The organism is Jatrophihabitans endophyticus (assembly GCF_900129455.1).
Taxonomy (GTDB): Bacteria; Actinomycetota; Actinomycetes; order Mycobacteriales; family Jatrophihabitantaceae; genus Jatrophihabitans; species Jatrophihabitans endophyticus.
On record NZ_FQVU01000001.1, the window covers coordinates 528959 to 552801 of the forward strand.

Genomic DNA, 23843 nt, shown 5'->3' on the forward strand with positions numbered 1-23843 from the left:
CCGTCCTGGGTCAGTCGGCCGCGGCCGCCGCCAGGCGCTCGCCGATCTCGCCGGTCGAGCCGGGTCGCTTCGGGTCGCGGCTCGCCAGGTCGGCCGCGACGGCCGACTCGACGCGGGCCGCGGCTGCCGTCTCGCCGGCGTGCGCGAGGAGCATCGACACCGAGAGCACGGCGGCGGTCGGGTCGGCCTTGCCCTGGCCCGCGATGTCCGGCGCCGACCCGTGGACCGGCTCGAACATCGACGGGTTGGTGTGGCTGACGTCGAGGTTGCCGCTGGCGGCGAGCCCGATACCACCGGCGATCGCGGCGGCGAGGTCGGTGATGATGTCGCCGAAGAGGTTGTCGGTGACGATCACGTCGTAGCGGGCGGGGTCGGTGACGAGGTAGATCGTCGCGGCGTCGACGTGGTTGTAGGCGACGGTGACGTCCGGGAACTCCTCGCCCACGCGCTGCACGGTGCGGAACCAGAGGTCGCCGGCGTTGGTGAGCACGTTGTTCTTGTGCACGAGCGTCAGGTGCTTGCGCGGCCGCGCCTGGGCCCGGCCGAAGGCGTCGCGCACCACACGTTCGACGCCGAAGGCGGTGTTGACGCTGACCTCGGTGGCGATCTCGTGTGCGGTGCCCCTGCGCAGCACTCCCCCGTTGCCGGCGTAGGGCCCCTCGGTGCCCTCGCGCACGACGACGAAGTCGATGGCGGGCTCGCCCGCCAGCGGCGTCGCGACGTTGGGGTAGAGCTTGGCCGGACGCAGGTTCACGTGGTGGTCGAGCTCGAAGCGCAGCCGCAGCAGCAGCCCGCGCTCGAGCACACCCGAGGGCACGGACGGGTCGCCGACCGCGCCGAGCAGGATCGCGTCGTGGCCGCGGATCTCCTCGAGCACCGAGTCGGGCAGCACCTCGCCGGTGTTGTGCCAGCGTCCGGCACCGAGGTCGTACTGCGTGCGCTCGACCCCCGGCAGGACCGCGTCCAGCACGCGCAGTGCCTGCTCGGTGACCTCGACACCGATGCCGTCCCCGGGAACCACCGCAAGCCTCATGCTCGGGAGCCTAGCCGAGCATCAGGACGCACTCTCAACTGGTGAACTGCGCGTCTCATCATCCGAGACATACGTCGGAAGCTCGCGCTGCCACCGCAGCGGCGAGAAGAACACCGGCAGCACCGGCAGGCAGCCGCCGATCGCGGCGACGAGCAGCGTCCCGCGCACGCCGACGGCCGAGCCGAGCGCGCCGCCGATCACCCCGCCCAGCGGCATCGTCCCCCAGACCAGGAAGCGCATCGTCGCGTTCATCCGGCCGAGCAGCTGCGGCGGGCACAACCCCTGCCGGAAGCTCACCTGCGTGATGTTGTAGACGACCGAGGTCCCCCAGAAGACGACGAAGGCCACGGCGAGCAACCCGAGCGACCAGTCGCGGTGCACGAACGGGGCGACGAAGCCCGTCGGCATCGACACCGCGATCGAGCCCCAGATGGTCGGCCCCTGCCCGAAGCGGCGGGCGACCCTCGTGGCGACGAACGAGCCGAGCAGTCCGCCGACGGCCGCGGTCGACATGATCAGCCCGATCGCCCCGGCCGACAGCGACAGGTCGCGCGCGAGCAGCACGAAGAACACCGCGAAGCCCATGGTGTTGAACAGGTTGGCGGTGCCGGTGCACATCGCGATGGCGCGCAGGTTGCGGTCGTGCAGGACGAAGGCGAGCCCCTCCCTGATCTCGCGCCCGAGGTGGCGGTCGGGCCTGCGGGCCGGCTTCGGCGGGCGCGCGCGGATCGCCGCGACCCACGACGCCGACCACAGGAAGCTCAGCGCGTCGACGAGAACCGCGTAGGGCGCGGTGAGGGCCTGGACGAGCAGGCCACCCGCGCTCGGTCCGGCGATCTGGGACACCGACTCGCTCGCCTGCAGCTTGGCGTTGCCCTCGACGATCCCCCGCCGGTCGACCAGCTGCGGCAGGTAGGACTGGTAGGCCACGTCGAAGAACACCGTGCCGACGCCGACGACGAGTGCGACGACGTAGAGCTGGCCGATCGTGAGCGCACCCATCGCCTGCGCCGCGGGGACGGAGGCGAGCCCCGCGGCACGGACGACGTCGTTGACGACGAGGACCCAGCGGTAGCGCATCCGATCCACCCAGGCACCGGCCGGCAGGCCGACGACCAGGAACGCGATCGACTCGAAGGCGGTCAGCAGACCGACCTCGAAGGTCGACGCGTGCAGCGCGAGGATCGCGACCAGCGGCAGGGCGACCTGGCTGATCTGCGTACCGAACTGGCTGACCGTCTCGCCGATCCACAGCCGCCGGAAGTCGAGGTGGTGCCACAGGCCGCCCCGGCGGCGGACGGGCTCGACGGTCCTCACCCCTGCAGCCTCGACGACTGATTGGGATATGTCAATCACTTACTACGATGGGCGCATGACCTTCGTCGACCGCCCCGGTGAGCACCCGCGCCGTCCCGCGACCGACGAGGAGCTGCGCGTGCTCGCCTCCACCCTGCGGCTGCGCGTCCTGCGCATCTGCCTGCACGAGCCGCACACGAACAAGGAGGTCGCCGAGGCGCTCGGCAAGGATCCGGCGACCGTCCTGCACCACGTGCGCCGGCTGGTCGACACCGGGTTCCTGACCGCGCAGCCGGCGCGGCGCGGGACGCGCGGCGCGCGCGAGATCCCCTATCTCGCGACCGGCAAGTCGTGGCGGCTGGACTTCCCGCCCACCGACCGGCTGTTGCTCGACACCTTCCTGGAGGAGGTCTCGCTCGTCCCGGTGGAGCAGGTGCACACGATGCGCGTGGGCCTGCTGCTGACCGACGGGTTGCGCGAGGAGTTCGAGGAGCGCATGCGCGACCTCGTCGAGGAGTACCGCGCCCGCACCGAGAACACCGGCGACGGACGCGCCTGGTCGCTGTTCCTCGCCGTGCACCCCGACCCCAACCGCCCCTGAGCGCTTTTGGCGCCCTGGCGCAGCATGCTGCGTCAGGCCGCCAAAAGTGAGCTGATCTGGGCGATCACGTAGTCGGGGCGGTCGACGATGTCGGCCCAGGTGAAGCGCAGGACGCGCCAGCCCGCGGCCAGCAGCGCGTTCTGCTTGGTGCGGTCGCGCTGGAAACGGTCGTCGCCGGAGTGGTACGCGTAGCCGTCGACCTCGACGGCCAGACGCAGGTGCGGGAAGGCGACGTCGACCCGGAACCGCCCGGCCGGGGTGACCACCGGATGCTGCGCGACCCACCCCGGCAGGGCGGCGCGACGGAGCAGGCGCTGCAGGCGACGTTCGGACTCGGCCTCGGCACCCCGCTCCAGCACCGCGCCGATCCGGCGCAGCTGCCGATTGCCCCATCGGCCGGGCGCCTCGTCGAGCCGGCGGGCGATGTCGGCCCGGGTGAGCCAGCCCTGCTGCACCGCCCGGTCGGCGAAACTCAGCGCAGGGCCGGGTGGGAGCCAGCCGACGCAGTCGAGGGCGGTGACAGCGCGGGTGGTGACCCACAAGCCCCGATGCTGCACCACGTCGGAGCGGTCGAGCGCCACGCGATGGACGCGGACGCCCGCCGGCCAGTCCAGGCGACGTCGGTCGAAGCGGGTGATGTGCACCAGCCCGTCGAGGGGCACCGGCATCCCCCACCAGTCGGCCCCGGACAGGTACGTGACGGGCGATCGCGTCGACAGCGCCGCGAACCAGGCCGCGCCCAACTCGGTGTCGGCCGAGCCGCCGACCCGGTAGACGCCCTGCGTCCGGGTGGCCTCGAGCCTGCCGACCGACAACCACAGGTCGACGGTGCGGGCGGGCACGTCGGCGGCCAGCAGCTGACCGCGCGCGACGAGCCCACCCTGTCGACGCGCGACGCTGGTCCAGGACACCCGCCGATCCTGGACGACGAAAGCGCCAGGACAGCGGTTGTCCACAGCCCCGAAGCACTTTTGGCGGCTGAGCGCAGCATGCTGCGCTCAGCCGCCAAAAGCGGTGGGGTGGGGGTCAGCGCGCGGCGGTGCCCTCGGTGTAGTCGTCGTTCTCGGAGTTCACCCAGGACATCAGCCCGCGCAGCTTGCGGCCGACGTCCTCGATCGGGTGCTGCTCGCCCTTGGCCCGCAGCTCGCGGAACTCCGGGGCGCCGGCGTCCTGGTCGGCGATGAAGCGCTGCGCGAACGTGCCGTCCTGGATGTCGGACAGCACGGCCGACATGTTGTCCTTGACGCGGGCGTCGATGACCCGCGGGCCGGAGACGTAGTCGCCGTACTCGGCGGTGTCCGAGCAGGACCAGCGCTGCTTGGCGATGCCGCCCTCGTACATGAGGTCGACGATCAGCTTGAGCTCGTGCAGGCACTCGAAGTAGGCGACCTCCGGCTGGTAGCCGGCCTCGGTCAGCGTCTCGAAGCCGTACTGGATCAGCTGCGACGCACCACCGCACAGGACGGCCTGCTCGCCGAAGAGGTCGGTCTCGGTCTCCTCGGTGAAGGTCGTCTTGATGACGCCCGCGCGGGTGCCGCCGATGGCCTTGGCGTAGGACAGCCCGAGCTCGAAGGCCTTGCCGCTCGCGTCCTGTTCGACGGCGACGAGCGCGGGCACGCCCTTGCCGTCGACGAACTGGCGGCGGACGAGGTGCCCCGGGCCCTTCGGCGCCACCATGATCACGTCGACCGACGCCGGCGGCTTGATGTAGCCGTAGCGGATGTTGAAGCCGTGGCTGAAGAACAGCGCGTCGCCGTCCTCGAGGTTGGGCTCGATCGCCTCGGCGTACAGCCCGCGCTGCGCGGGATCCGGGACGTTCACCATGATCACGTCGGCCTCGGCGCACGCCTCCGACGGCGTGACGACCCGCAGGCCCTCGTCCTCGGCCTTCTTGCGGCTGCGCGAGCCCTCCTTGAGCCCGACCCGGACGTCGACGCCCGAGTCACGCAGCGACAGCGCGTGCGCGTGCCCCTGGCTGCCGTAGCCGAGCATCGCGACCTTGCGGCCCTGGATGATCGACAGGTTGGCGTCGTCGTCGTAGAAGATCTCCACTGCCATGTCGGGTTGTTGCCTCTCTCGCGGGTTGTCGGGTCAGGCGCTGCGCTCGACCGAGCGCAACGCCGCCTGGGTCATTGAACGGTGACCACGGCCGAGCGCGACGGTGCCGGACTGCACCATCTCGCGGATGCCGTGCGGTTCGAGCATCGTGAGCATCGCCTCCAGCTTGTCAGGCCGTCCGGTGAGCTCGACGGTCAGTGCCTCGGTGGCGACGTCGGCGACCTTGGCCTTGAACAGCTCGACGATCTGCAGCACGTCGCTGCGGTTGGTGTCGTCGGCGCGCACCTTGACCAGCAGCAGCTCGCGGGCGACGGCCTGCTTCTCCTCGAGCTCCACGATCTTGATGACGTTGACGAGCTTGTTGAGCTGCTTGGTCACCTGTTCGAGCACGGCACCCTCGACGCTCACGACGATCGTGATCCGCGAGATCTCTTCGTGCTCGGTGGGGCCGACGGCGAGCGACTCGATGTTGAAGCCGCGACGCGCGAACAGACCCGCGACGCGGGTGAGCACGCCGGGCTTGTTCTCGACCAGCACGGACAGCGTGTGGGTACTCATGCGGGGTCTCCGGCCAGGATGAAGTCGAGCAGCGCCCGACAGTGGACGTCGGTGGTATCGACGAGCGGTACGGGCGACCGCTCGTCGAGATCGAGCATCGCGAGCTCCGTGCAGGCGAGGACGATCGCCTCGGCGCCGTCGGCCACGAGCTTGTCGATGACGGCGAGGTAGTCGTCGCGTGCCTGCTCGGTCACGACGTCGCGGGTGAGCTCGTCGTAGATGACGTCGTGCACGCGGGCCTGCGCGTGCTCGTCGGGGACGAGCACGTCGATGCCGTCGCGCGCGAGCCGCTCGGGGAACATCGCGCTGCTCATCGTGAAGCGGGTGCCGAGCAGCCCGACGCGTCGGCGGCCGGCGAGCGCCGTGGCGGTCAGGTCGACGAGATCGAGCAGCGGCGTGGACCCGAGCGCGACGCGCACGTCGTCGGCCACGAGGTGCGTGGTGTTCGCCGCGAGCGCGACGCCCTCGCAGCCGGCGGCCGCGAGCGCGCGGGCCGCGTCGCACAACACCCGCGAGACGCCGGCCCAGTCGCCGTCGTGCTGCAGCCGGGCGACCTCGCCGAACTCGACCGACCAGAGCGTGACGGGCGCGCTCGCACTGCCGCCGATCGCGGCCGCGACGCCCTCGTTGAGGGCGCGGTAGTAGTGCGCACTCGACACCCAGCTGGTGCCGCCGATCAGTCCTACGCGACGCATCACACCTCGCTCTCGAAGGTGGGACGGATGTCGCGCGCGGCCTGGATCTCGTCGTTGCTGGCCCCGGCCGCGACCATCGGCCACACCATGGCGTCCTTGCCCACGGTGAAGTCCACGACGACGGGCTGGTCGTCGATGGCCATCGCCTTCTCGATGGTGGCGTCGACGTCGGCCTTGGTCTCGCAGCGCAGCCCGACGCAGCCGTAGGCGTCGGCCAGCTTCACGAAGTCGGGGATGCGGTGCTTGTGAGTGCCGAGCTCGGTCTGGCTGTACCGCTCGTCGTAGAACAGCGTCTGCCACTGCCGCACCATGCCGAGGTTGCCGTTGTTGATGACGGCAACCTTGATCGGGATGCCCTCGATCGCGCAGGTGGCGAGCTCCTGGTTGGTCATCTGGAAGCAGCCGTCGCCGTCGATGGCCCACACCAGCTTGTCGGGGCAGGCGACCTTGGCCCCCATCGCGGCCGGCACCGAGTACCCCATCGTCCCGGCGCCACCGGAGTTCAGCCAGGTGTAGGGGTTCTCGTACTTCACGAACTGCGCGGCCCACATCTGGTGCTGCCCGACACCCGCGGCGTAGATCGCCTCGGGCCCGGCGAGCGCACCGAGTCGCTCGATCACGTACTGCGGCGCGAGCGTGCCGTCGGCGGGTTCGTCGTAGCCGAGCGGGTAGGTCTCGCGCCACTGGTCGAGCTGGCGCCACCAGCCGGTGAGGTCCGCGCGACGGTCGGCGTCGAACTCCGCCTGCAACGCGGGCAGCAGCTCGGTCAGCACCTCGCGCACGTCCCCCACGATCGGGACGTCGGCCACGCGGTTCTTGCCGATCTCGGCGGGGTCGATGTCGGCGTGGATGACCGCGGCGTGCGGTGCGAAGGTGTCGAGCCGGCCGGTGACGCGGTCGTCGAAGCGAGTGCCGAGCGCGATGAGCAGATCGGCCTTCTGCAGCGCCGTCACCGCCGAGACCGACCCGTGCATTCCCGGCATGCCGAGGTGCTGCCGGTGGCTGTCGGGGAACGCGCCGCGCGCCATCAGCGTCGTGACGACCGGGATGCCGGACAGTTCGGCCAGCCGCCGCAGCTCCGCCGTCGCCCGACCCTTGAGCACGCCACCGCCGACGTAGAGGACCGGACGGCGCGACGCCGCCATGAGCTTGGCGGCCTCGCGGATCTGCTTGCCGTGAGGCCGGGTCACCGGTCGGTAGCCGGGCAGGTCCAACCGGGGCGGCCAGCTGAAGGTCGTCCGGGCCTGCAGGACGTCCTTGGGCAGGTCGACCAGCACCGGTCCCGGCCGGCCGGTGGACGCCAGGTGGAAGGCCTCGGCGATCGCCCGCGGGATGTCCTCGGGTTCCTGGACGAGGAAGTTGTGCTTGGTGATCGGCAGGGTGATGCCGGAGATGTCGGCTTCCTGGAACGCGTCCGTGCCGATCAGCGGACGGCCCACCTGCCCGGTGATGGCCACCATCGGCACCGAGTCCATGTAGGCGTCGGCGATCGGCGTGACCAGGTTGGTGGCGCCGGGGCCGGAGGTGGCCATGCAGACGCCGACCCGTCCGGACGCCTGCGCGTACCCCTCGGCGGCGTGGCCGGCGCCCTGCTCGTGCCGCACGAGGATGTGTCGCACCCGCGTCGAGTCGTAGAGCGGGTCGTAGGCCGGCAGGATCGCCCCGCCCGGAATGCCGAAGACGACGTCGGCGCCGACCTCCTCGAGGGACCGGACCAGCGACTGCGCGCCGCTGACGGAGGTTTCCGGTGTCTGCTCGGGCGTCGGGGCCATTCGCCGTGCCTTTCGTGACTGACCGGGACCGACTGCGTCGGTGCCGGCTCGGGGCCGAGGGAGAGCAACAAAAAACCCCTCGTGCCGGGGCACGAAGGGTCAGCGCGTCGCAGGGGCGGGGAGGAGCTAGGCCCGAGCGACGCGCTCGATAACGAGTACGAGGAGGTTGGCTATGCGCACGGGCGGAACAGTACACGCCCCGCGGAGCCGCCATCAACCGCCGTCACCCGGCGCAGTCACCGCTTCGTTCGGGCGACATGGTCGCCGTGCGAAGCGGATGGTCAGCGCGCGAGCCCACCCCGGGCCCGGGACCAAGGGACCGGCGGACACCCGCAAGCCGGGCATCGGCACCCGTCACGGCCGTCACGACGGTCGGGCGCGGGCACGAATGCCCGTCATGGCAGTATTCGCCCTCGTCCATCGACCGATCCCACCCCCGCACCAGGGACGTTGGTCCCGCAATCGTGAAACTTTTGTCGCGCGTCCCCTTGTGAAGAGCTAGTGAGCCGTGTTTACATCAGGTAGCGGTCACGGCAAGGTCGTGACCAGCCGCATCTGGGGTAGGTGCGGCACATCCCGCCGCGAGGCGGGGGCACGTCCGTCGGGGGACAGCAGAAGTCCGTTCATCCCCCAGATGGAGCTCCCCGCCATGTCGACCCCCGCTCGCACGACCTCCCGCCCGTCCGACGCCGCCGAGAGCGCGCCCGTCGTCACCGTGCGCCCGCGCCGTTCGCGCGTCCTCATCGCCACCCTCCTGCTGGGCCTCCTGGCCCCGCTGTTCAGCGTCGCGTCGCCGGCGGAGGCCGCCGGCGTCAAGGCGCGCACGAAGTACGAGCGCTCGATCCAGAACTCGGTGCTCAAGCTCATCAACGCGCAGCGCAAGGCCCACCACCTGCCCAGGGTCAAGATGAACAAGCACCTGCAGGTGAGCGCGCGCCGCCACAACGCCTCGATGGCCCGCGCGAACCAGATGTCGCACCGGGTCCGCGGCGAAGCCGAGTTCTCCCGTCGCATCTCCAAGGCCGGCTACAACTGGTCGTGGGTCGGCGAGAACATCGCCTGGAACTCGCAGATGAACCGCAAGGGCGTCCTGGTGCTGCAGAAGCTCATGTACAACGAGCGCGCGCCCTACGACGGGCACCGCCAGAACATCCTCAGCCGTCACTTCCGCGAGGTCGGCGTGGACGTCTACTTCGACAGGAAGCACCACAAGGTGTGGCTGACCACCGACTTCGGCCACCGGCGCTGACCGCAGCGCCGCCCTGGGGGCCCGAACTACTGCCGAAGCCTGGACCCTGCCCTGGATCCAGCCCTGGTGGGGGGAGACGGGGCCGTCACCACCGGTGACGGCCCCGTTTTCGGCGTCCGGACTCAGTCGCAGACCGCGCCGATGGAGGCGCTGCCGACCAGCTTGGCGTACTTGCGCAGGACGCCGAAGTCGAACTGCGGCTCGACCGGCTTCCAATTTGCGCGCCGCCGCTCCAATTCCTCGTCGTCGACGAGGAGATCGAGGGTGCGGGCCGACATGTCGAGCCGGATGGTGTCGCCCTCCTCGACGAGGCCGATCGTCCCACCGACGGCGGCCTCCGGGGCGATGTGGCCGATGCACGGCCCCGTCGTGCCGCCCGAGAAACGCCCGTCGGTCAGCAGCAGGACGTCCTTGCCGAGCCCGGCTCCCTTGATGGCGCCGGTGATCTGGAGCATCTCGCGCATGCCGGGGCCACCCTTCGGGCCCTCCCAGCGGATGACGATCACGTCGCCCGCGGCCAGCGTGCCCGCCGACAGCGCGGCCATCGCCGCCTGCTCGCGATCGAACACGCGCGCACGACCCTCGAAGACGTCGTACTCCAGACCCGCACTCTTGACGACGGCGCCGTCGGACGCGAGCGACCCGCGCAGGATGGTCAGCCCGCCGGTGCGGTGGATCGGGTCGGACATCGCATGGATGATCTTGCCGTCGGGGTCCGGCGGCTCGATGTCGGCGAGGTTCTCGGCCAGGGTGCGGCCGGTGACGGTGAGCGCGTCGCCGTGCAGCAGTCCGGCGTCGAGCAGCGCCTTCATCACCACCGGCACGCCGCCGATGGCGTCGATGTCGGTCATGACGTACTGCCCGAACGGCTTGACGTCGGCCAGGTGCGGCACCTTGTCGCCGATGCGGTTGAAGTCGTCGAGGGTGAGCTCGACCTTGGCCTCGTGGGCGATGGCGAGCAGGTGCAGGACGGCGTTGGTCGACCCGCCGAGCGCCATGACGACGGTGATGGCGTTCTCGAACGCCTCCTTGGTCATGATCGTGCGCGCGGTGATGCCGGCGTCGACGAGTCGGACCGCCGCCTCGCCCGAACGGATCGCGTACTCGTCGCGGCGGCGGTCGGGCGCGGGCGGCGCGGCGCTGCCGGGCAGGGACATGCCGAGCGCCTCCGCGGCGGACGCCATGGTGTTGGCGGTGTACATGCCCCCGCAGGCGCCCTCGCCGGGACAGATCGCCTTCTCGATCTCGGTGACCTCGTCGCGTGTCATCCGGCCGGCGAGGCAGGCGCCGACGGCCTCGAAGGCGTCGATGATGGTGACGGTCTTATCGCCGTGCTTGCCCGGCAGCGTCGACCCCGCGTAGAGGAACACCGCGGCGACGTCGAGGCGGGCGGCGGCCATCAGCATGCCGGGCAGCGACTTGTCGCACCCGGCGAGCAGCACGCCGCCGTCGAGCTGCTCGGCCCGGAAGACCGTCTCGACCGAATCGGTGATGACCTCGCGCGAGACCAGCGAGTAGTGCATGCCGCTGTGACCCATCGAGATGCCGTCGGACACCGAGATCGTCCCGAACTCGAGCGGGTAGCCGTCGGCGGCGTGCACGCCCTGCTTCGCGCCCTTGGCGAGCCGCGCCAGCGACAGGTTGCACGGGGTGATCTCGTTCCACGACGAGGCGACGCCGATCTGCGGCTTGCGCCAGTCGTCGTCGCCCATGCCGACGGCGCGGAGCATGCCGCGCGCCGCGGCGCGCTCCAGACCGTCGGTGACGATCGCGCTGTGCGGCTTGCGATGCTCCTTGCGAGGCTGCGGGCTGCTCGACTCGGACCCCGGCTGACTGTCGCTGCTCACGCGAGAAAGCCTACGGCGTACCGTCCACCCATGCCCTCAGGCCCGCCCCCCGGTGACGGGTCCGAAGGCCCGGTCGGCCCGGCGCAGCCCGTCGTCATCCGGCTGCCGCGGACGTCCTACCTGATCATCGTCTTCCTCGTCCTCGGTGCCGTGCCGGTGGCGTTCTCCGGCGGCGGGGCGGGCGACGTGCGCGACGTCGCGTCGGGCTCGACGAACGGCTTCTCCCTCGGCCCGCAGCTGCTCGTGCTGCTCGTCCCGGTGCTGGCCGCGTTCTTCGTCGCGCGCACCGCGACGATCGTGACGGCCGACGGGCTGACGGTGCGGGCGGTGTTCGGGTCCCGGCTGCTGCCGTGGCCGACGCTGCGCGGGCTCTCGGTACGTGGCCGGTCGATCTATGCCGTGCAGGACGACGGCGTCACCCGGTTGCCCTGCGTGCGGCTGGCCCATCTCGGTCCGCTGTCGCGGTTGAGCGGCGGGCACCTGCCCGAGCTCGCCGACGCCACGCCCAAACCGGCCCCGCAACGGCGCCGTCGGCGCTGACGTCGCGCCGACCTCCCTGCGGTCGGGACGCCGGTGTCAGTAGGTGTCAGTAGTCGCCGGCCACCCGGTTGACCAGCGACTCGACTCCCCCGTCGGCGAGCCGGCGCACCTGCTCGGCGACGAGCCGGTACGCGCGCTGCTCCCACCCCGACGTGCCGCCGCCGAGGTGCGGGGTCAGCAGCAGCCCGGGGGCGTCCCACAACGGGTGGCCGGCGGGCAGCGGTTCGGGGTCGGTGACGTCGAGGAAGGCCGAGAGGCGCTCTGCGCGCAGCTCCGCGACCAGGGCGTCGGTGTCGACGTGACGTCCCCGGGAGATGTTGACCAGCACCGCACCGTCGGGGAGGGCGGCGAGGAACGCGGCGTCGACCAGTCGCTCGGTCTCCGCGGTCAGCGGCAGCGCCACCACCACCACCTGCTGGCGCGGCAGCAGGTCGGGCAGCTCGGCGAGAGCGTGGACGCCCTCACGCGCCGTGCGGGCGACGTAGGTGACCTCGGCGTCGAGCAGCTCGGCGACGCCGCCGATGCGTCGGCCGATGTCGCCCGCACCGAGCACGAGCACGCGGCGCCCCGCCAGACCGCGGGCTTCGCGGCGCTCCCACCGCCGGTCGCGCTGCGCGTCGAGCTGGGCGGGCAGCTCGCGCAGCAGCGAGAGCAACCCGGCGACGGCGAGCTCGGCCGTGGAGCTGCCGTGGACGCCACGGCCGTTGCACAGCGCGACCCCGTCGGGGACGACGGGCAGCCACGGTTCGACGCCGGCGGAGACGAGCTGCACCACACGCAGCACCGGGAGTTCGGCAAGGGCCTCCCGCGCCGGCGGGGGCGCGTTGTACCGGCCGACGAACAGCTCGATGCGCTCCGCGCCGTCCGGTGCCGTCCCGGTGCCGTCCCACACGACGATGTCGACGTCGGGCGCGGCACCGGCCCCGTCGCCCGGTCCCCCGTCGCCCGTTCCCCCGTCGCCCGGTACCGCGGCGGCCAGCCCGTGTCGCAGCAGGTCACGCTCGTCGTCGGTCGGCACGCTCACGGTGATCGTCACGGTGTCGAGCCTAGAGACCGCGGGCGGCCGCCGGGCCCACAGCTTCGCCGGGCAGACTGGACGGATGCGACGTGCCGCGACCGCGCTCCTCGGTGCTTGCGCCGCCGGCGCCGCCGTGCTCGCCGGATGCTCCGCCGGTGGCTCCGAGGCCCCCGACTACCGGCCGAGTCCGGGCCGCTCGGTCGTCGAGCACAGCCCCGGCGTGCAGATCACGCCCATCCTGCCCGTGCCGTCGCTACCGGGGTCCGGCGGCAGTGGCGGGGGCAACGGCGGCGGCGGCGGTGGTGGCAGCGGCGGCGGCAGCGGCGGCAGCAGCTCGACGCCCACCCAGAAGGGCGATCCCCTGGTCGTCGCCACCAAGCTGCGCGCACCGGTCGGGCTGGCGATGCTGCCGGACAACACCGCACTCGTCGGCGAACGCCGCACCGGACGCATCGTGCGGGTGCAGCCGACGGCCGGCAAGGCGGTGCCGACCGTCCGCACGCTCCCGGGGGTGGACGGCTCCGGCGACGGCGGCCTGCTCGACCTCGCGCTGTCGCCCACCTACGGCGAGGACAGCCTCGTCTACGCCTACATCTCGACCAAGAAGGACAACCGGGTGGTGGCCTTCACCCTCGACGGCCCGGTGACCCCCGTCGTGACCGGGATCCCGCACGGCCGGTCGGGGAACACCGGCCGGCTGCAGTTCTCCGCCACCGGGACGCTCGAGATCGGCACCGGCGACGCCGGCCGCACCTCGCTGGCGACCAGCAGCCGCAGCCTGGCCGGCAAGCTGCTGCGGGTGGACGACATCGGGTCGCCGGCCGCCGGCAATCCGCGCGGCTCCTCGCCGATCTACGCCAGCGGGCTGCGGCAGGCCGACGGCCTCTGCGCGCAGTCCTCGACGCTGCTGCAGGTAGAGCGTTCCGCGGCGGGCACCGGGGAGGTCAACGTCGTGGGCAAGGGCGACGACCTGTCGCGGACCGCCCCGCTCGCGTCGACACCGGCCGCGACCGGCGCCCCGGGTGACTGCGCCGTCCTCAACGGCCGGCTCTACGTCACGTCCCTCGACGGCAAGCAGCTGCTCGCCGCGCCGCTGACCGGGTCCGCGACACGACCCAAGGTCGGCAAGTTCACCGCGGCGCTCAAGAACCGCTACGGCCGCCTGCGCACCGTGGTCGCCGCCGCGGACGGCGCCCTCTGGCTCACGACGTCCAACCGCGACGGCAACGGCAAGCCGGTCGCGGCCGACGAGCGCGTGATCCGCTACGTGCCCGACGGCGGGGGCGGCGAGGGCAACCCGGGCTGAGCGGCCGACGGAGCGGGACGTGCCCGCTCAGATCTCCCGGTCGCGCACGGCGATGCGGATCTGGTCGATGTTGTCGCGCAGCACGTCGGAGACGAGCTCGTCGGTGCGCGGGTCGGCCAGCACCTCCAGGATGACGCGGAGCGTGGTCTCGCTGGCCTGCTCGATGATCCGGTCGTGGAACGGGACGATGCTGATGTGGCCCGCCGCAGGGTCCTCCTTGATCTTCTCCGAGATCATCTGCTTGAGCTCCTCGCGGTTCTCCTGCAGCGCGGACGCGACGTTGCGGGTGTAATGGCCGGTGCGCAGGACGTCGGCGACCTCGTCGAGCACGGCGATCGTGAGCGGCCGTTTGACGACGTCCACGACGTTCTCCGAGACGCGGTTGACGAGCCGGACGAAGAACGGCTCCCGGATGCCGCGCTTGACGAGGTGGTGGCCGACCATCGCCGCGACGACCGCCAGCACGACGAGGCCGCCGGCGATCCAGAGAGTGAGCGCCAGCAGCGGGTGCTGGTAGGCCGCGGTGCGGGTCATGCGGTCATCCTGCCGTGTTTCGCCCCGCCGGGTCCGTCACCGGCGGCGCGTCACGGCGAGGACGACCCCGGCCAGCACGATGACGAGCGCACCGCCGACGAGATAGCGCACCACCTCGTCGCCGTCGCCGTCGCTGTCGCCGCTGCCACCGTCACTGCTGCCGGCCGCCATGGTCCGTGGCGACCGGGTGGCCGGCGACCGGGAAGGCGATGACGTCGGCGCCGGGGTCGAGTCCGCCGTCCCGACGACGGCGGCGGGGAGCGGGACCGACCACACCCGCTGCCGCGTCCCCTCGGAGTCCACGAGCAGCCGCCGGCCGACGATCGCGATCCCCTCCCCCTGCGGCTGCGCGGGCAACGCGACCCGTGTCGGCGTCGCGCGGAGCGCCGCGGCCAGGTCGCCGCCGGCGCCGACCCGCCACACGTAGGCGTCGGTGTACGTCCGCACCGCGAACAGCCGCCCGTCGGTCGAGAACGCCGCACCGGTGGCCGTCAGCTGCCCGAACGCGTTCGGACCGCCGGGTGTCCCGGTGAACGAGAACGTGACCCGGGCGACCCGGGTCAGGGCGCGGACCCGCTCGCGGCTCGGCCGGGCCGGCACCCGGTAGACCGTCGAGGTGCCGGTGAGCGACTTGGTGACCACGTAGGCGGTGCCGGCCGGGCTGACCGCGAGCGACTCGGCGTCGACCGGGCCGCCCGGGTAGCGCAGCCGCCACACGTCCGCCCGCGCGGTCGTGACGTCGCCGTCCCGCTCGTCGGCCGCGAGCCGCGGTTCGCGCACGCGGTACACCCGGACCTCGTCGCGCTGCGCGTCGTTGTCACCGATGTCGGCGAGCCAGACCGCCGCCGCGGTGCCGCGGCCCGCGGTGGCGATGTCCTCCCAGTCGACGTTCGTGGCGCCGGCCACGTGGACCGTCGCCACGGTCGCCCCGGTACGGGCGTCGATGCCGAAGAACCGGTTCTCGTCCCCGCTGTCGTTCTGGACGTAGTAGACGCCCGGCGAGCGGTGCCCGGGCGCGAGGCCGCTGACCTCGTCGAGCCGGGGGTCGGTGATGCGCAACAGCGCCCGGGCACCGCCGGTCGCGGCCGCGGGAGTCGGCGTCGTGGTCATCGCCACCGCGATCACGACGACGGCGGTGCGGCGTCGAGCGGCGGCCCGCCTCACTGGGCGAGGGCGGCGTAGTGGCCGCCGTGCGGGGCGGTCACCGCCACCGGCTCGCCGTCACGGGTGAGGACGAACGAACCCGGGCCGGCGAGGTGCTCGGCGCCGGGCAGCACGACACCGCGGCCCTCGTTCGCGAGCCAGACGGTCGGTCTGCGCCGGGCGAGCGCTCGTACGACGTCGACGAACTCGCCCCTGGCGTCGGCCGGGACGTACGGGAGGACCGCGGTGTGGAAGACGACGAGGGTGGCGTCGGCCGGTGCCGCCGCGGCGAGCTCGGCGACGTCGCGGGTCAGGTCGCCGCGCACGACCCGGGCGGGGTCGCGGCGGGCCACGGCGAGCGCGCCGCGCAGCGTGTCGAAGCGCTCGGCCTGCTCCGGCCAGACGAGCGACTCGAGCCACCGCACGTCCTCGTCGTCGGTGACGTCGAGGGGGTTCAGGTCGAGGCCGGCCCGCCACACGACCTCCGGCCGGCGCGACGGTGGCGGCGCGCCCTCAAGCCGGCACGACAGCACCGGCGGCCCCTCCCCGAGCCGGGTCTCGCCGCCGTCGTGGTGGTAGCGGTAGCCGTAGCGATCGGGGTAGAGGCACAGCCCGGCCGATGCACCCACCTCGAGCAGCGCGAGCGGCTGCGGCAGCGCGGCGAGCACCGGCAGCAGCACCGCGCACCGGCCGGCCTCGTTCGTCTGCGTCGCGTGCGTGAGCACGACCTGCTCGACGTCGTCCCAGTGACCGTGGACGAACTCCCGGAATGCCTCCCACGACGACACCGGCCCGCCCACGTGCCGGACGGCGGCGAGCAGCAGGTTGGGCTGCCGTTTCGGTCGCGGCAGCCGGTCGATGAGCGCCTGCACGTCGGTGTCGTCGGCGATGCCCAGGCAGATCCGCTCGTAGGACGGCGAGACGCCGTGCAGCTGGTCGGCGGCCATGGCCCGGTAGGTCGACGCCGTCGACCTGCCGTCGCCGCCGATCCAGTCGGCCCCGGGGCTCGCCACGCCGCTACCGCGCGCCGAGGCGTTGCAGCAGGATGTCCTTGACCGCGGCGGCGTCGGCCTGCCCGCGGGTGGCCTTCATGACCGCGCCGACCAGCGCGCCGACCGCGGCGACCTTGCCGCTGCGCACCTTGTCGGCGACGTCGGGGTTCGCGGCGATCGCGTCGTCGGCCGCCTGCTCCAGCGCGCCGGTGTCCGAGACGACCGTCAGGCCGCGGGCCGCGACCACGGCGTCGACGTCGTCGCCGGTCTCGAGCACGCCGTCGACCGCCTGCCGCGCGAGCGCGGTCGTCAGCTCCCCCGACGCCACGAGCGCGACCACGCGGGCCACCTGCGCCGCGGTGATGCCGAGGTCGGCGACCTCGACCTCGCGCTCGTTGGCCTTCTGCGCGAGGTACCCCATCCACCAGTTGCGGGCCTCGCCCACCGGCGCGCCCGCCTCGACCGTCGCGCCCACGAGGTCGACGACACCGGCGTTCGTCATCTTGGCGAGGTCGTCGTCGGAGAGCCCCAGCTCGTCGCGCAGCCGGGCCCGGCGCGTGGCCGGCAGCTCGGGCAGCGTGGCCCGCAGCGACTCGACCCACGCGGCGTCGGGCGCCATCGGCACGAGGTCGGGCTCGGGGAAGTACCGGTAGTCGGTCGCCTCCTCCTTGCTGCGGCCGCTGCGGGTGTCACCGGTCTGCTCCTGGAAGTGCCGGGTCTCCTGCCGGATCCGCTCCCCGGCGTCCAGCAACGGCGCCTGCCGCAGGATCTCCGAACGCACCGCGCGCTCGACGCTGCGCAGCGAGTTGACGTTCTTGGTCTCCGTCCGCGTGCCCCACGCCTCGCCCGGCAGGTTGAGCGACGTGTTCACGTCGCAGCGCAGCGAGCCCTGCTCCATCCGCACGTCGCTGACGCCGAGGGTGCGCAGGATGTCGCGCAGCGCGGTCACGTAGGCCCGGGCGACCTCGGGCGCCAGCGCGCCGGTACCGGTCACCGGCCGGGTGACGATCTCGACGAGCGGGATGCCGGCCCGGTTGTAGTCGACCAGCGAGTAGTCCGCACCGTGGATGCGTCCGGACGTCCCTACGTGGGTGTTCTTGCCGGTGTCCTCCTCGAGGTGCACCCGCTCGATGCCGACCCGGTGCGTGGTGCCGTCGACGTCGACGTCGAGATAGCCGTCCACGCACAGCGGCTCGTCGTACTGCGAGGTCTGGAAGTTCTTCGGCATGTCGGGATAGAAGTAGTTCTTGCGCGCGAACCGGCACCACGTGGCGATGCTGCAGTTGAGCGCGAGCCCGATGCGGATCGTCGACTCGATCGCCTGCTCGTTGGCCACCGGCAGCGCACCCGGCAGCCCCAGGCAGACCGGGCAGGTCTGCGTGTTCGGCTCCGCGCCGAAACCGGTGGCGCAGCCGCAGAACATCTTCGAGGCGGTGCCGAGCTCGACGTGGGTCTCGAGACCGATGACGGGTTCGTAGCGCTCGATCACGTCCTCGTACGTCATGCCAGCGCTCCCGCGGGAAGGGTGAGTGGTTCGGTGGCCGCCTCGAAGGTCGCGGCGACCCGGTAGCAGCGGTCGTCGGCCAGCGCGGGCGCCATGATCTGCAGCCCCACCGGCAGGCCCTCGGACAGCCCGCACGGCACCGAGATCGCCGGGGTGCCGGCGAGCGAGGCGGGCAGGGTGCAGAGGTCGTTGAGGTACATCGCCATCGGGTCGTCGACCTTCTCCCCCAGCCCGAACGCCACCGACGGTGTCGTCGGCGACACGAGCACGTCGGCCCGCTCGAACGCGGCGGCGAAGTCGCGGGCGATGAGGGTGCGCACCTTCTGCGCCTGCCCGTAGTACGCCTCGTAGTAGCCCGACGACAGCGCGTAGGTGCCGATCATGATGCGACGCTTCACCTCGGCGCCGAAGCCCGCCTCGCGGGTCAGGGACATGACGTCCTCGAGCGAGCGGGCGCCGTCGTCGCCGACGCGCAGGCCGTAGCGCACCGCGTCGAAGCGGGCCAGGTTGGACGAGCACTCGCTCGGCGCGATCAGGTAGTACGCGGCCAGCGCGTAGTCGAAGTGCGGGCAGCCGACCTCGACGACCTCGGCGCCGAGCCCGCGCAGCGTCTCGACCGCGGCCTCGAAGGACGAGAGGACGCCGGGCTGGTAGCCCTCGCCGCCGAGCTCGCGCACCACGCCCACGCGCACGCCGGCGAGACTGCCGGCCGCGGCGCCCTCGCGGGCGGCCGCGACCACCGCCGGCACCGGCGCGTCGATCGACGTCGAGTCGGCCGGGTCGTACCCCGCGACGGCCTCGTGCAGCAGCGCCGTGTCGAGGACCGTCCGGCCGAACGGGCCGGCCTGGTCGAGCGAGGAGGAGAACGCGATCAGGCCGTAGCGCGAGACCGCGCCGTAGGTGGGCTTGTGCCCGACGATGCCGGTGACCGCGGCGGGCTGGCGGATCGAGCCGCCGGTGTCGGTGCCGATCGCGAGCGGAGCCTGCAGCGCGGCGACCGCCGCCGAGGAGCCGCCCGACGAGCCGCCGGGCGTGCGGGTGAGGTCCCACGGGTTGCGACTCGGGCCGAAGGCGGAGTTCTCGGTCGAGCTGCCCATGGCGAACTCGTCCATGTTGGTCTTGCCGAGCATCACGATCCCGGCGTCCTTGACGCGCCGGGTGACCGTGGCGTCGTAGGGCGGGCGCCACCCCTCGAGCATCCTCGAGCCGGACGTCGTCGGCAGCCCCTCGGTCACCACGACGTCCTTCATCGCCAGCGGCACGCCGGCCAGCGGGCCGAGCGGCTCGCCCGCGGCACGCCGCTCGTCGACCGCCCGCGCCGCCGCCAGCGCGCCCTCGGTGTCGACGTGCAGGAACGCGTGGACGGCGGGATCGTGCGCGGCCACGTGGTCGAGGTGAGCCTGCGCGACCTCGACCGCGCTGGCCTCACCGCTCGCGATCACCTCGGCGAGCTCCGCGGCGGTCCTGCCGACGAGGCTCATTCCGCGTCCCCCAGGATCCGGGGCACGCGGAACTTGTCGTCCTCGACGGCCGGGGCGCCGGCCAGCACCGCGTCGCGCGGCAGCGACGGGCGCACCTCGTCGGCGCGGTAGACGTTCGTCATCGGCACGGCGTGCGACGTCGGCGGGATGTCGGCGGCCGCCACCTCGGCGACGCGCGCGACCGAGCCGAGGATGACGTCCAGTTGGCCGGCGAAGACGTCGAGCTCGTCGTCGGTGACGGCGAGCCGGGCGAGACGGGCGAGATGGGCGACGTCGTCGCGGCCGATGCCGGCGCCGTCCGGGGTGGGTGTCGACACGCTCCGGAAGTCTACGGACCCCGCGGACCCCGGCGGCGCCACCGTCGGCCCGTCGCGCCCGGCGCCCGTCCCCGGGGGCCCGTAACGACCGCGTCACAGGGGTGCGGCAGGCTGTGCGGCGTGTCGTTCCTGCTCCGGCTGAAGCTGCCCGACCGCCCCGGCGCGCTCGGCGCCGTCGCGACGGCGCTCGGCACCGTGGGCGCCGACATCCTGTCCGTCGACGTCGTCGAGCGCTCCCCCGGCCACGCCACCGACGACTTCGTCGTCGAGCTGCCGCCGGACCGGCTGGCCGACTCGCTGGTGTCGGCCGCGGCCACGGTCGAGGGCGTGCACGTCGAGTCGATCCGCCCCTACGCCGGGCAGCTGGACGCGCACCGCGAGCTGGAGCTGCTCGACTCGCTCGGGCACGGTTCGGCCTCGCTGCAGACGCTGGCCACCGGTGTGGCCCGGGTGTTCCGGGCCGGCTGGGCACTGGTGCTGGCCGCGCCGGTGTCGGGCCAGTCGGCGGTGCTCGCCTCGGGCGGCGCCGCCCCGGAGATCGAGTCGCTGCCGGTGCCGTGGTGGCCCCCGGCCCCGAGCCGGCCGCTGGACCCGGACGCGTCGTGGGCGCCGCCGGACTGGGGGCGGCTCGGCACCGAGCTCGCGGTCACCTGCCTCGGCGAGGCGGCGCTGCTGGTGGGACGGCCGACATTGCGGTGGGTGCCCTCGGAGCTCGTCCGGCTGCAGTACCTCGCCGCCATCGCCGCGAGCGTCACGCCGCTCGAGCCCTGACCCGGGTCAGCGCGTGGCGTCGGTGCCCTCGCGACGCCGCCGCCACCGCTCCTGCGCGCGTTCCACCCAGGGGTCGGTGCGCGGCCTGACGCGGGCGTAGCCGGCCGCCACCCACCGCTCGGCCGTCGGCACGAACCACGGCAGCGCGAGCAGGACGAGGGCGCCGGCCAGCCAGCCGCCGACGATGTCGCTGAACCAGTGGGTGTTGACCATGACGGCGGCGACACCCACCGACACCGCCAGCCACACGGCGATCGCGGTGAACAGCGTGCGGTGACGCAGCGAGATCCAGGCGATCAGGCCGTAGAGCACCACCGTGTTGGCGACGTGCCCGGACGGGTAGATGTCGCCGCCCATGTGCACGTCGAAGTAGTGGACGGTCAGCCGCGGGCCGAGACGCCCCACGGCGAGCTTGACCGCGCCGACGCTCACGTTCAGCAGGATCAGGGCGACCACGAGCATCACCAGCGGGCGGGCGTTGCGCAGCCGCCAGGCCGTCCACACGAAGTAGGGCAGGAAGACGACGGTGGCGACGCCGCGCTGGCCGAAGTAGACGTACTTCAGCAGCAGGTCGTAGAGCCAGGTCGGCAGGACGTCGCGCCGGAAGTGGATCGTGTAGACCCAGCGGTCCATCCGCCCCACGTCGCTGGGGTGCAGCACCCCGAGGGTGTAGATCACGTACGCGACGAGCAGGACGGCGAAGGCCACCAGCTGCCACCGGGCGACACGGACCGACGGCAGCCTGCTCGTCCCCGGCCGTTCCCGCTCGCCCACCGTCGCCACGCGACCTTCCTTCCAGAGTCCGATGAGAGGCACCTAATCCGACGCGAGAATCCCTCAGGGTCGCGCGCCGGGAAGGCTACGGACGGCGAGTCACGGGTTCGTCACGACCGTGTCGGCCGGCTCGGCCGGATCGCCCTCCGACGCCGCCGGCCCCTCGGCCAGCAGCGTGTGGAAACCGTCCTCGTCGAGGACGGGAACCCCGAGCTGCTCGGCCTTCTCGGCCTTGCTGCCGGCGTTCTCCCCCACCACGACGTAGTCGGTCTTCTTCGACACCGAGCCCGACGCCTTGCCACCGTGAGTGATGATCGCCTCCTTCGCCTCGTCGCGCGAGAACCCGGCGAGCGAACCCGTCACCACGACCGTGAGACCGGCGAGCGTCCTGGGGGTGGCGTCGGCCTCGTCGGCGGTCCGCACCCCGGCGGCGGCCCACTTGCGCACGATGTCGGCGTGCCAGCCGACGGCGAACCACTCGACCACGGCCTCGGCGATGACGCCCCCCACGCCCTCGGCCTCGGCGATCTGCTCGACGGACGCGGTGCGCAACGCGTCGATGCTGCCGAAGTGGGTGGCGAGCGCCCGGGCCGCGGTCGGGCCGACGTGCCGGATGGACAACGCCACCAGGATGCGCCAGAGCGGTCGCGTCCGCGCCTGGGCGAGGTTGCCGACGAGCTTCTCGCCGTTGGCCGAGAGCACCCGGCCGTCGACCACGTGCTCGGCGGCGTCGTTCTTCCTGGCCGCGCGGGTGTAGGCGGGCACCCGCGCCAGGAGCTCGCGGGCCGACGTCTCGTCGCCCGTGGCGTCGTCGGGGGCGAGCGCGAACAGGTCTCCCTCGTCGGTGATGACGCCGGCGTCGAGCAGTGCGGTGGCCCCTTCGTAGCCGAGCGCCTCGATGTCGAGGGCGGAGCGCGAGGCGAGGCTGAAGAGACGCTCGCGCAGCTGCGCGGGGCAGTGCTGCGAGTTCGGGCAGCGGTAGTCCTTGTCGCCCTCCTTCTCGGGGCGCAGCACGGTGCGTCGACCGTCGGTACGGCAGCCCGGCTCGGGGCAGTGCTTCGGCATCGTCCACTTGCGCGTGCCCTTGGGCCGCAGTGCGACGACCGGCGCGACGATCTCGGGGATGACGTCGCCGGCCTTGCGCAGCACCACGGTGTCGCCGACGCGGACGTCCTTGCGGGCGACCTCCCACTGGTTGTGCAGGGTGGCGTTCTCGACGGTGGAGCCGGCCACCTTGATCGGGCGCATGATGCCGTACGGCGTGGCCCGGCCGGTGCGACCGATGTTGACCTTGATCGCGAGCAGCTCGGTGTTGACCTCCTCGGGCGGGTACTTGAAGGCGATGGCCCACCGCGGCGCGCGGCTGGTGGAGCCGAGGCGACGCTGCAGGCCGAGGTCGTCGACCTTGACGACGACACCGTCGATCTCGTGCTCGACGTCGTGGCGGTGCTCGCCGTAGTTAGTGATGAACTCCTGGACGGCCTCGGCGTCGGCGAGCACGCGGGCGCGGTCGGACGTCGGCAGCCCCCACCTCGCGAGGTGTTCGTACCACTGCGACTGCGCGCTGACCGCGGGGCCGCCCTCGACGCGACCGACTCCGTGCACGACCATCGACAGCCGCCGCTGCGCGGTGATGCGCGGGTCCTTCTGCCGCAGCGAGCCGGCGGCGGTGTTGCGCGGGTTCGCGTACGGCGTCTTGCCGGCCTCGATCAACGCGGCGTTGAGCTCCTCGAAGCGCGCGACCGGGAAGAACACCTCGCCGCGCACCTCGAGGACGTCGGGGACCTCCGGCGTGTCGGGGTCGCCGGCCAGCGTGTCGGGCACGACGCCGATGGTGCGGATGTTGCCGGTGACGTCCTCACCGGCACGGCCGTCGCCGCGGGTGAGCCCGCGCACGAACCGGCCCTTCTCGTAGAGCAGGTTGACGGCGAGACCGTCGACCTTCAGCTCGCAGAGGTAGGCCGGCGACGTCCCGGCGTCGCGCTCGACGCGCTGCACCCAGGCCGCCATGTCGTCGGCCGAGAACGCGTTGTCGAGGCTGAGCATGCGCTCGAGGTGGTCGACCGTCGTGAAGAGCGTCGAGAACGTGCCGCCGACGCGCTGCGTGGGCGACTCGGGCGTGCGCAGGTCGGGGAAGTCGGCCTCGAGCTCCTGCAGCCGCCGGAGCCATCCGTCGTACTCGGCGTCGCTGGCCGTCGGCTCGTCCAGCACGTAGTAGCGGTAGGCGGCGTCGTCGACCTGCTGCGCGATGCGGGCGTGCTCGTCGCGGGCCTCGGTGGACGCGCTGTCGGGCACCTCGGTCATGGTGGCGAATCTAGTGGGCCGCTCCGACACGCCTTCCTCGGCGAGTTGGT

22 protein-coding genes are annotated in these 23843 nt (G+C 72.6%); 5 read left to right on the top strand and 17 right to left on the bottom strand.

The window, feature by feature from the left end; genetic code table 11:
• Positions 1 to 10: 10 nt before the first annotated feature.
• Both BUE29_RS02460 and BUE29_RS02465 read right to left on the bottom strand, forming a co-directional pair.
• On the bottom strand, positions 11 to 1033 hold the full coding sequence (locus BUE29_RS02460) for a 3-isopropylmalate dehydrogenase (protein WP_073385432.1): 1023 nt from the start codon (positions 1031 to 1033) through the stop codon (positions 11 to 13).
• Between the two features lie 21 nt (positions 1034 to 1054).
• Positions 1055 to 2350 carry an MFS transporter gene (locus BUE29_RS02465; RefSeq protein ID WP_073385435.1) on the bottom strand — a complete coding sequence of 432 codons (1296 nt, stop codon included), beginning with the start codon at positions 2348 to 2350 and terminating at the stop codon, positions 1055 to 1057.
• Between the two features lie 55 nt (positions 2351 to 2405).
• Here BUE29_RS02465 and BUE29_RS02470 point away from each other — a divergent pair, with 55 nt between their 5' ends.
• Positions 2406 to 2930 (top strand): ArsR/SmtB family transcription factor, encoded by a 525-nt coding sequence (locus tag BUE29_RS02470; protein ID WP_073385438.1) that lies wholly within the window; start codon positions 2406 to 2408, stop codon positions 2928 to 2930.
• 32 nt (positions 2931 to 2962) lie between these two features.
• On the opposite strand, the gene BUE29_RS02475 is transcribed toward BUE29_RS02470, so the two are convergent.
• The 5 genes from BUE29_RS02475 to BUE29_RS02495 form a co-directional block, all read right to left on the bottom strand.
• Positions 2963 to 3841 carry an endonuclease domain-containing protein gene (locus BUE29_RS02475; protein ID WP_073385441.1) on the bottom strand — a complete coding sequence of 293 codons (879 nt, stop codon included), beginning with the start codon at positions 3839 to 3841 and terminating at the stop codon, positions 2963 to 2965.
• Positions 3842 to 3956: 115 nt separating this feature from the next.
• On the bottom strand, positions 3957 to 4988 hold the full coding sequence (ilvC, locus tag BUE29_RS02480; protein ID WP_073385456.1) for a ketol-acid reductoisomerase: 1032 nt from the start codon (positions 4986 to 4988) through the stop codon (positions 3957 to 3959).
• Positions 4989 to 5021: 33 nt separating this feature from the next.
• Positions 5022 to 5546 (bottom strand): acetolactate synthase small subunit, encoded by a 525-nt coding sequence (gene ilvN / locus BUE29_RS02485; RefSeq protein ID WP_073385459.1) that lies wholly within the window; start codon positions 5544 to 5546, stop codon positions 5022 to 5024.
• Positions 5543 to 6241 carry an aspartate/glutamate racemase family protein gene (locus BUE29_RS02490; protein ID WP_073385462.1) on the bottom strand — a complete coding sequence of 233 codons (699 nt, stop codon included), beginning with the start codon at positions 6239 to 6241 and terminating at the stop codon, positions 5543 to 5545. The genes ilvN and BUE29_RS02490 overlap by 4 nt, the downstream gene beginning before the upstream one ends.
• Positions 6241 to 8106: an acetolactate synthase large subunit gene (locus tag BUE29_RS02495; protein ID WP_268766565.1), complete on the bottom strand. Its 1866-nt coding sequence runs from the start codon at positions 8104 to 8106 to the stop codon at positions 6241 to 6243. Before BUE29_RS02495 ends, BUE29_RS02490 begins: the two co-directional genes overlap by 1 nt.
• Positions 8107 to 8662: 556 nt before the next feature.
• Here BUE29_RS02495 and BUE29_RS02500 point away from each other — a divergent pair.
• On the top strand, positions 8663 to 9262 hold the full coding sequence (locus BUE29_RS02500; RefSeq protein ID WP_143167940.1) for a CAP domain-containing protein: 600 nt from the start codon (positions 8663 to 8665) through the stop codon (positions 9260 to 9262).
• A 122-nt stretch (positions 9263 to 9384) separates the two neighbouring features.
• Here BUE29_RS02500 and ilvD read toward each other — a convergent pair whose 3' ends face one another.
• Entirely contained in the window at positions 9385 to 11109 is a 1725-nt protein-coding gene (gene ilvD / locus BUE29_RS02505; protein ID WP_073385471.1) for a dihydroxy-acid dehydratase, read from the bottom strand.
• Positions 11110 to 11139: 30 nt separating this feature from the next.
• On the opposite strand from ilvD, the gene BUE29_RS02510 reads away from it, so the two are divergent.
• Entirely contained in the window at positions 11140 to 11649 is a 510-nt protein-coding gene (locus BUE29_RS02510) for a PH domain-containing protein (RefSeq protein ID WP_073385473.1), read from the top strand.
• A gap of 46 nt (positions 11650 to 11695) precedes the next feature.
• Here BUE29_RS02510 and BUE29_RS02515 read toward each other — a convergent pair whose 3' ends face one another.
• Positions 11696 to 12685 carry a 2-hydroxyacid dehydrogenase gene (locus BUE29_RS02515; protein ID WP_084180621.1) on the bottom strand — a complete coding sequence of 330 codons (990 nt, stop codon included), beginning with the start codon at positions 12683 to 12685 and terminating at the stop codon, positions 11696 to 11698.
• A gap of 64 nt (positions 12686 to 12749) precedes the next feature.
• Here BUE29_RS02515 and BUE29_RS02520 point away from each other — a divergent pair, with 64 nt between their 5' ends.
• Positions 12750 to 13973: a PQQ-dependent sugar dehydrogenase gene (locus tag BUE29_RS02520; protein ID WP_073385476.1), complete on the top strand. Its 1224-nt coding sequence runs from the start codon at positions 12750 to 12752 to the stop codon at positions 13971 to 13973.
• 27 nt (positions 13974 to 14000) lie between these two features.
• Here BUE29_RS02520 and BUE29_RS02525 read toward each other — a convergent pair whose 3' ends face one another.
• The 6 genes from BUE29_RS02525 to gatC are packed head-to-tail and all read right to left on the bottom strand — an operon-like array spanning position 14001 to position 19944.
• Positions 14001 to 14507: a hypothetical protein gene (locus BUE29_RS02525; protein ID WP_073385479.1), complete on the bottom strand. Its 507-nt coding sequence runs from the start codon at positions 14505 to 14507 to the stop codon at positions 14001 to 14003.
• Positions 14508 to 14543: 36 nt separating this feature from the next.
• Positions 14544 to 15617, bottom strand: a complete 1074-nt coding sequence (locus tag BUE29_RS02530) for a hypothetical protein (RefSeq protein WP_143167941.1) — start codon at positions 15615 to 15617, stop codon at positions 14544 to 14546.
• Between the two features lie 50 nt (positions 15618 to 15667).
• A complete protein-coding gene (locus BUE29_RS02535; RefSeq protein ID WP_200800004.1) occupies positions 15668 to 16663 on the bottom strand; it encodes a DUF2332 domain-containing protein in 996 nt (331 codons plus the stop codon).
• 4 nt (positions 16664 to 16667) lie between these two features.
• Positions 16668 to 18146 (bottom strand): Asp-tRNA(Asn)/Glu-tRNA(Gln) amidotransferase subunit GatB, encoded by a 1479-nt coding sequence (gene gatB, locus BUE29_RS02540; RefSeq protein ID WP_073385485.1) that lies wholly within the window; start codon positions 18144 to 18146, stop codon positions 16668 to 16670.
• Positions 18143 to 19627: an Asp-tRNA(Asn)/Glu-tRNA(Gln) amidotransferase subunit GatA gene (gatA, locus tag BUE29_RS02545; RefSeq protein ID WP_073385488.1), complete on the bottom strand. Its 1485-nt coding sequence runs from the start codon at positions 19625 to 19627 to the stop codon at positions 18143 to 18145. The genes gatB and gatA overlap by 4 nt, the downstream gene beginning before the upstream one ends.
• A complete protein-coding gene (gene gatC / locus BUE29_RS02550) occupies positions 19624 to 19944 on the bottom strand; it encodes an Asp-tRNA(Asn)/Glu-tRNA(Gln) amidotransferase subunit GatC (RefSeq protein ID WP_073385491.1) in 321 nt (106 codons plus the stop codon). Before gatC ends, gatA begins: the two co-directional genes overlap by 4 nt.
• A gap of 120 nt (positions 19945 to 20064) precedes the next feature.
• On the opposite strand from gatC, the gene BUE29_RS02555 reads away from it, so the two are divergent.
• Positions 20065 to 20715, top strand: coding sequence for an ACT domain-containing protein (locus tag BUE29_RS02555; protein WP_073385494.1), 651 nt, complete (start codon positions 20065 to 20067; stop codon positions 20713 to 20715).
• Between the two features lie 6 nt (positions 20716 to 20721).
• Here BUE29_RS02555 and BUE29_RS02560 read toward each other — a convergent pair whose 3' ends face one another.
• Together BUE29_RS02560 and ligA are read right to left on the bottom strand one after the other, a co-directional pair.
• A complete protein-coding gene (locus BUE29_RS02560) occupies positions 20722 to 21498 on the bottom strand; it encodes a phosphatase PAP2 family protein (protein WP_073385496.1) in 777 nt (258 codons plus the stop codon).
• Positions 21499 to 21588: 90 nt separating this feature from the next.
• The gene (gene ligA / locus BUE29_RS02565; RefSeq protein WP_073385499.1) at positions 21589 to 23793 is read right to left on the bottom strand and encodes an NAD-dependent DNA ligase LigA; all 2205 of its coding nucleotides are present in this window, start codon (positions 23791 to 23793) and stop codon (positions 21589 to 21591) included.
• Positions 23794 to 23843 lie beyond the last annotated feature (50 nt).

Coding starts and splice junctions, on each gene's coding strand:
- BUE29_RS02510 (WP_073385473.1), top strand. CDS start 11,140: ATGCCCTCAGGCCCGCCCCCCGGTGACGGGTCCGAAGGCCCGGTCGGC.
- BUE29_RS02530 (WP_143167941.1), bottom strand. CDS start 15,617: ATGACCACGACGCCGACTCCCGCGGCCGCGACCGGCGGTGCCCGGGCG.
- BUE29_RS02490 (WP_073385462.1), bottom strand. CDS start 6,241: ATGCGTCGCGTAGGACTGATCGGCGGCACCAGCTGGGTGTCGAGTGCG.
- BUE29_RS02520 (WP_073385476.1), top strand. CDS start 12,750: ATGCGACGTGCCGCGACCGCGCTCCTCGGTGCTTGCGCCGCCGGCGCC.
- gatB (WP_073385485.1), bottom strand. CDS start 18,146: ATGACGTACGAGGACGTGATCGAGCGCTACGAACCCGTCATCGGTCTC.
- ligA (WP_073385499.1), bottom strand. CDS start 23,793: ATGACCGAGGTGCCCGACAGCGCGTCCACCGAGGCCCGCGACGAGCAC.
- ilvC (WP_073385456.1), bottom strand. CDS start 4,988: ATGGCAGTGGAGATCTTCTACGACGACGACGCCAACCTGTCGATCATC.
- BUE29_RS02525 (WP_073385479.1), bottom strand. CDS start 14,507: ATGACCCGCACCGCGGCCTACCAGCACCCGCTGCTGGCGCTCACTCTC.
- BUE29_RS02500 (WP_143167940.1), top strand. CDS start 8,663: ATGTCGACCCCCGCTCGCACGACCTCCCGCCCGTCCGACGCCGCCGAG.
- gatA (WP_073385488.1), bottom strand. CDS start 19,627: ATGAGCCTCGTCGGCAGGACCGCCGCGGAGCTCGCCGAGGTGATCGCG.
- BUE29_RS02460 (WP_073385432.1), bottom strand. CDS start 1,033: ATGAGGCTTGCGGTGGTTCCCGGGGACGGCATCGGTGTCGAGGTCACC.
- ilvN (WP_073385459.1), bottom strand. CDS start 5,546: ATGAGTACCCACACGCTGTCCGTGCTGGTCGAGAACAAGCCCGGCGTG.
- BUE29_RS02470 (WP_073385438.1), top strand. CDS start 2,406: ATGACCTTCGTCGACCGCCCCGGTGAGCACCCGCGCCGTCCCGCGACC.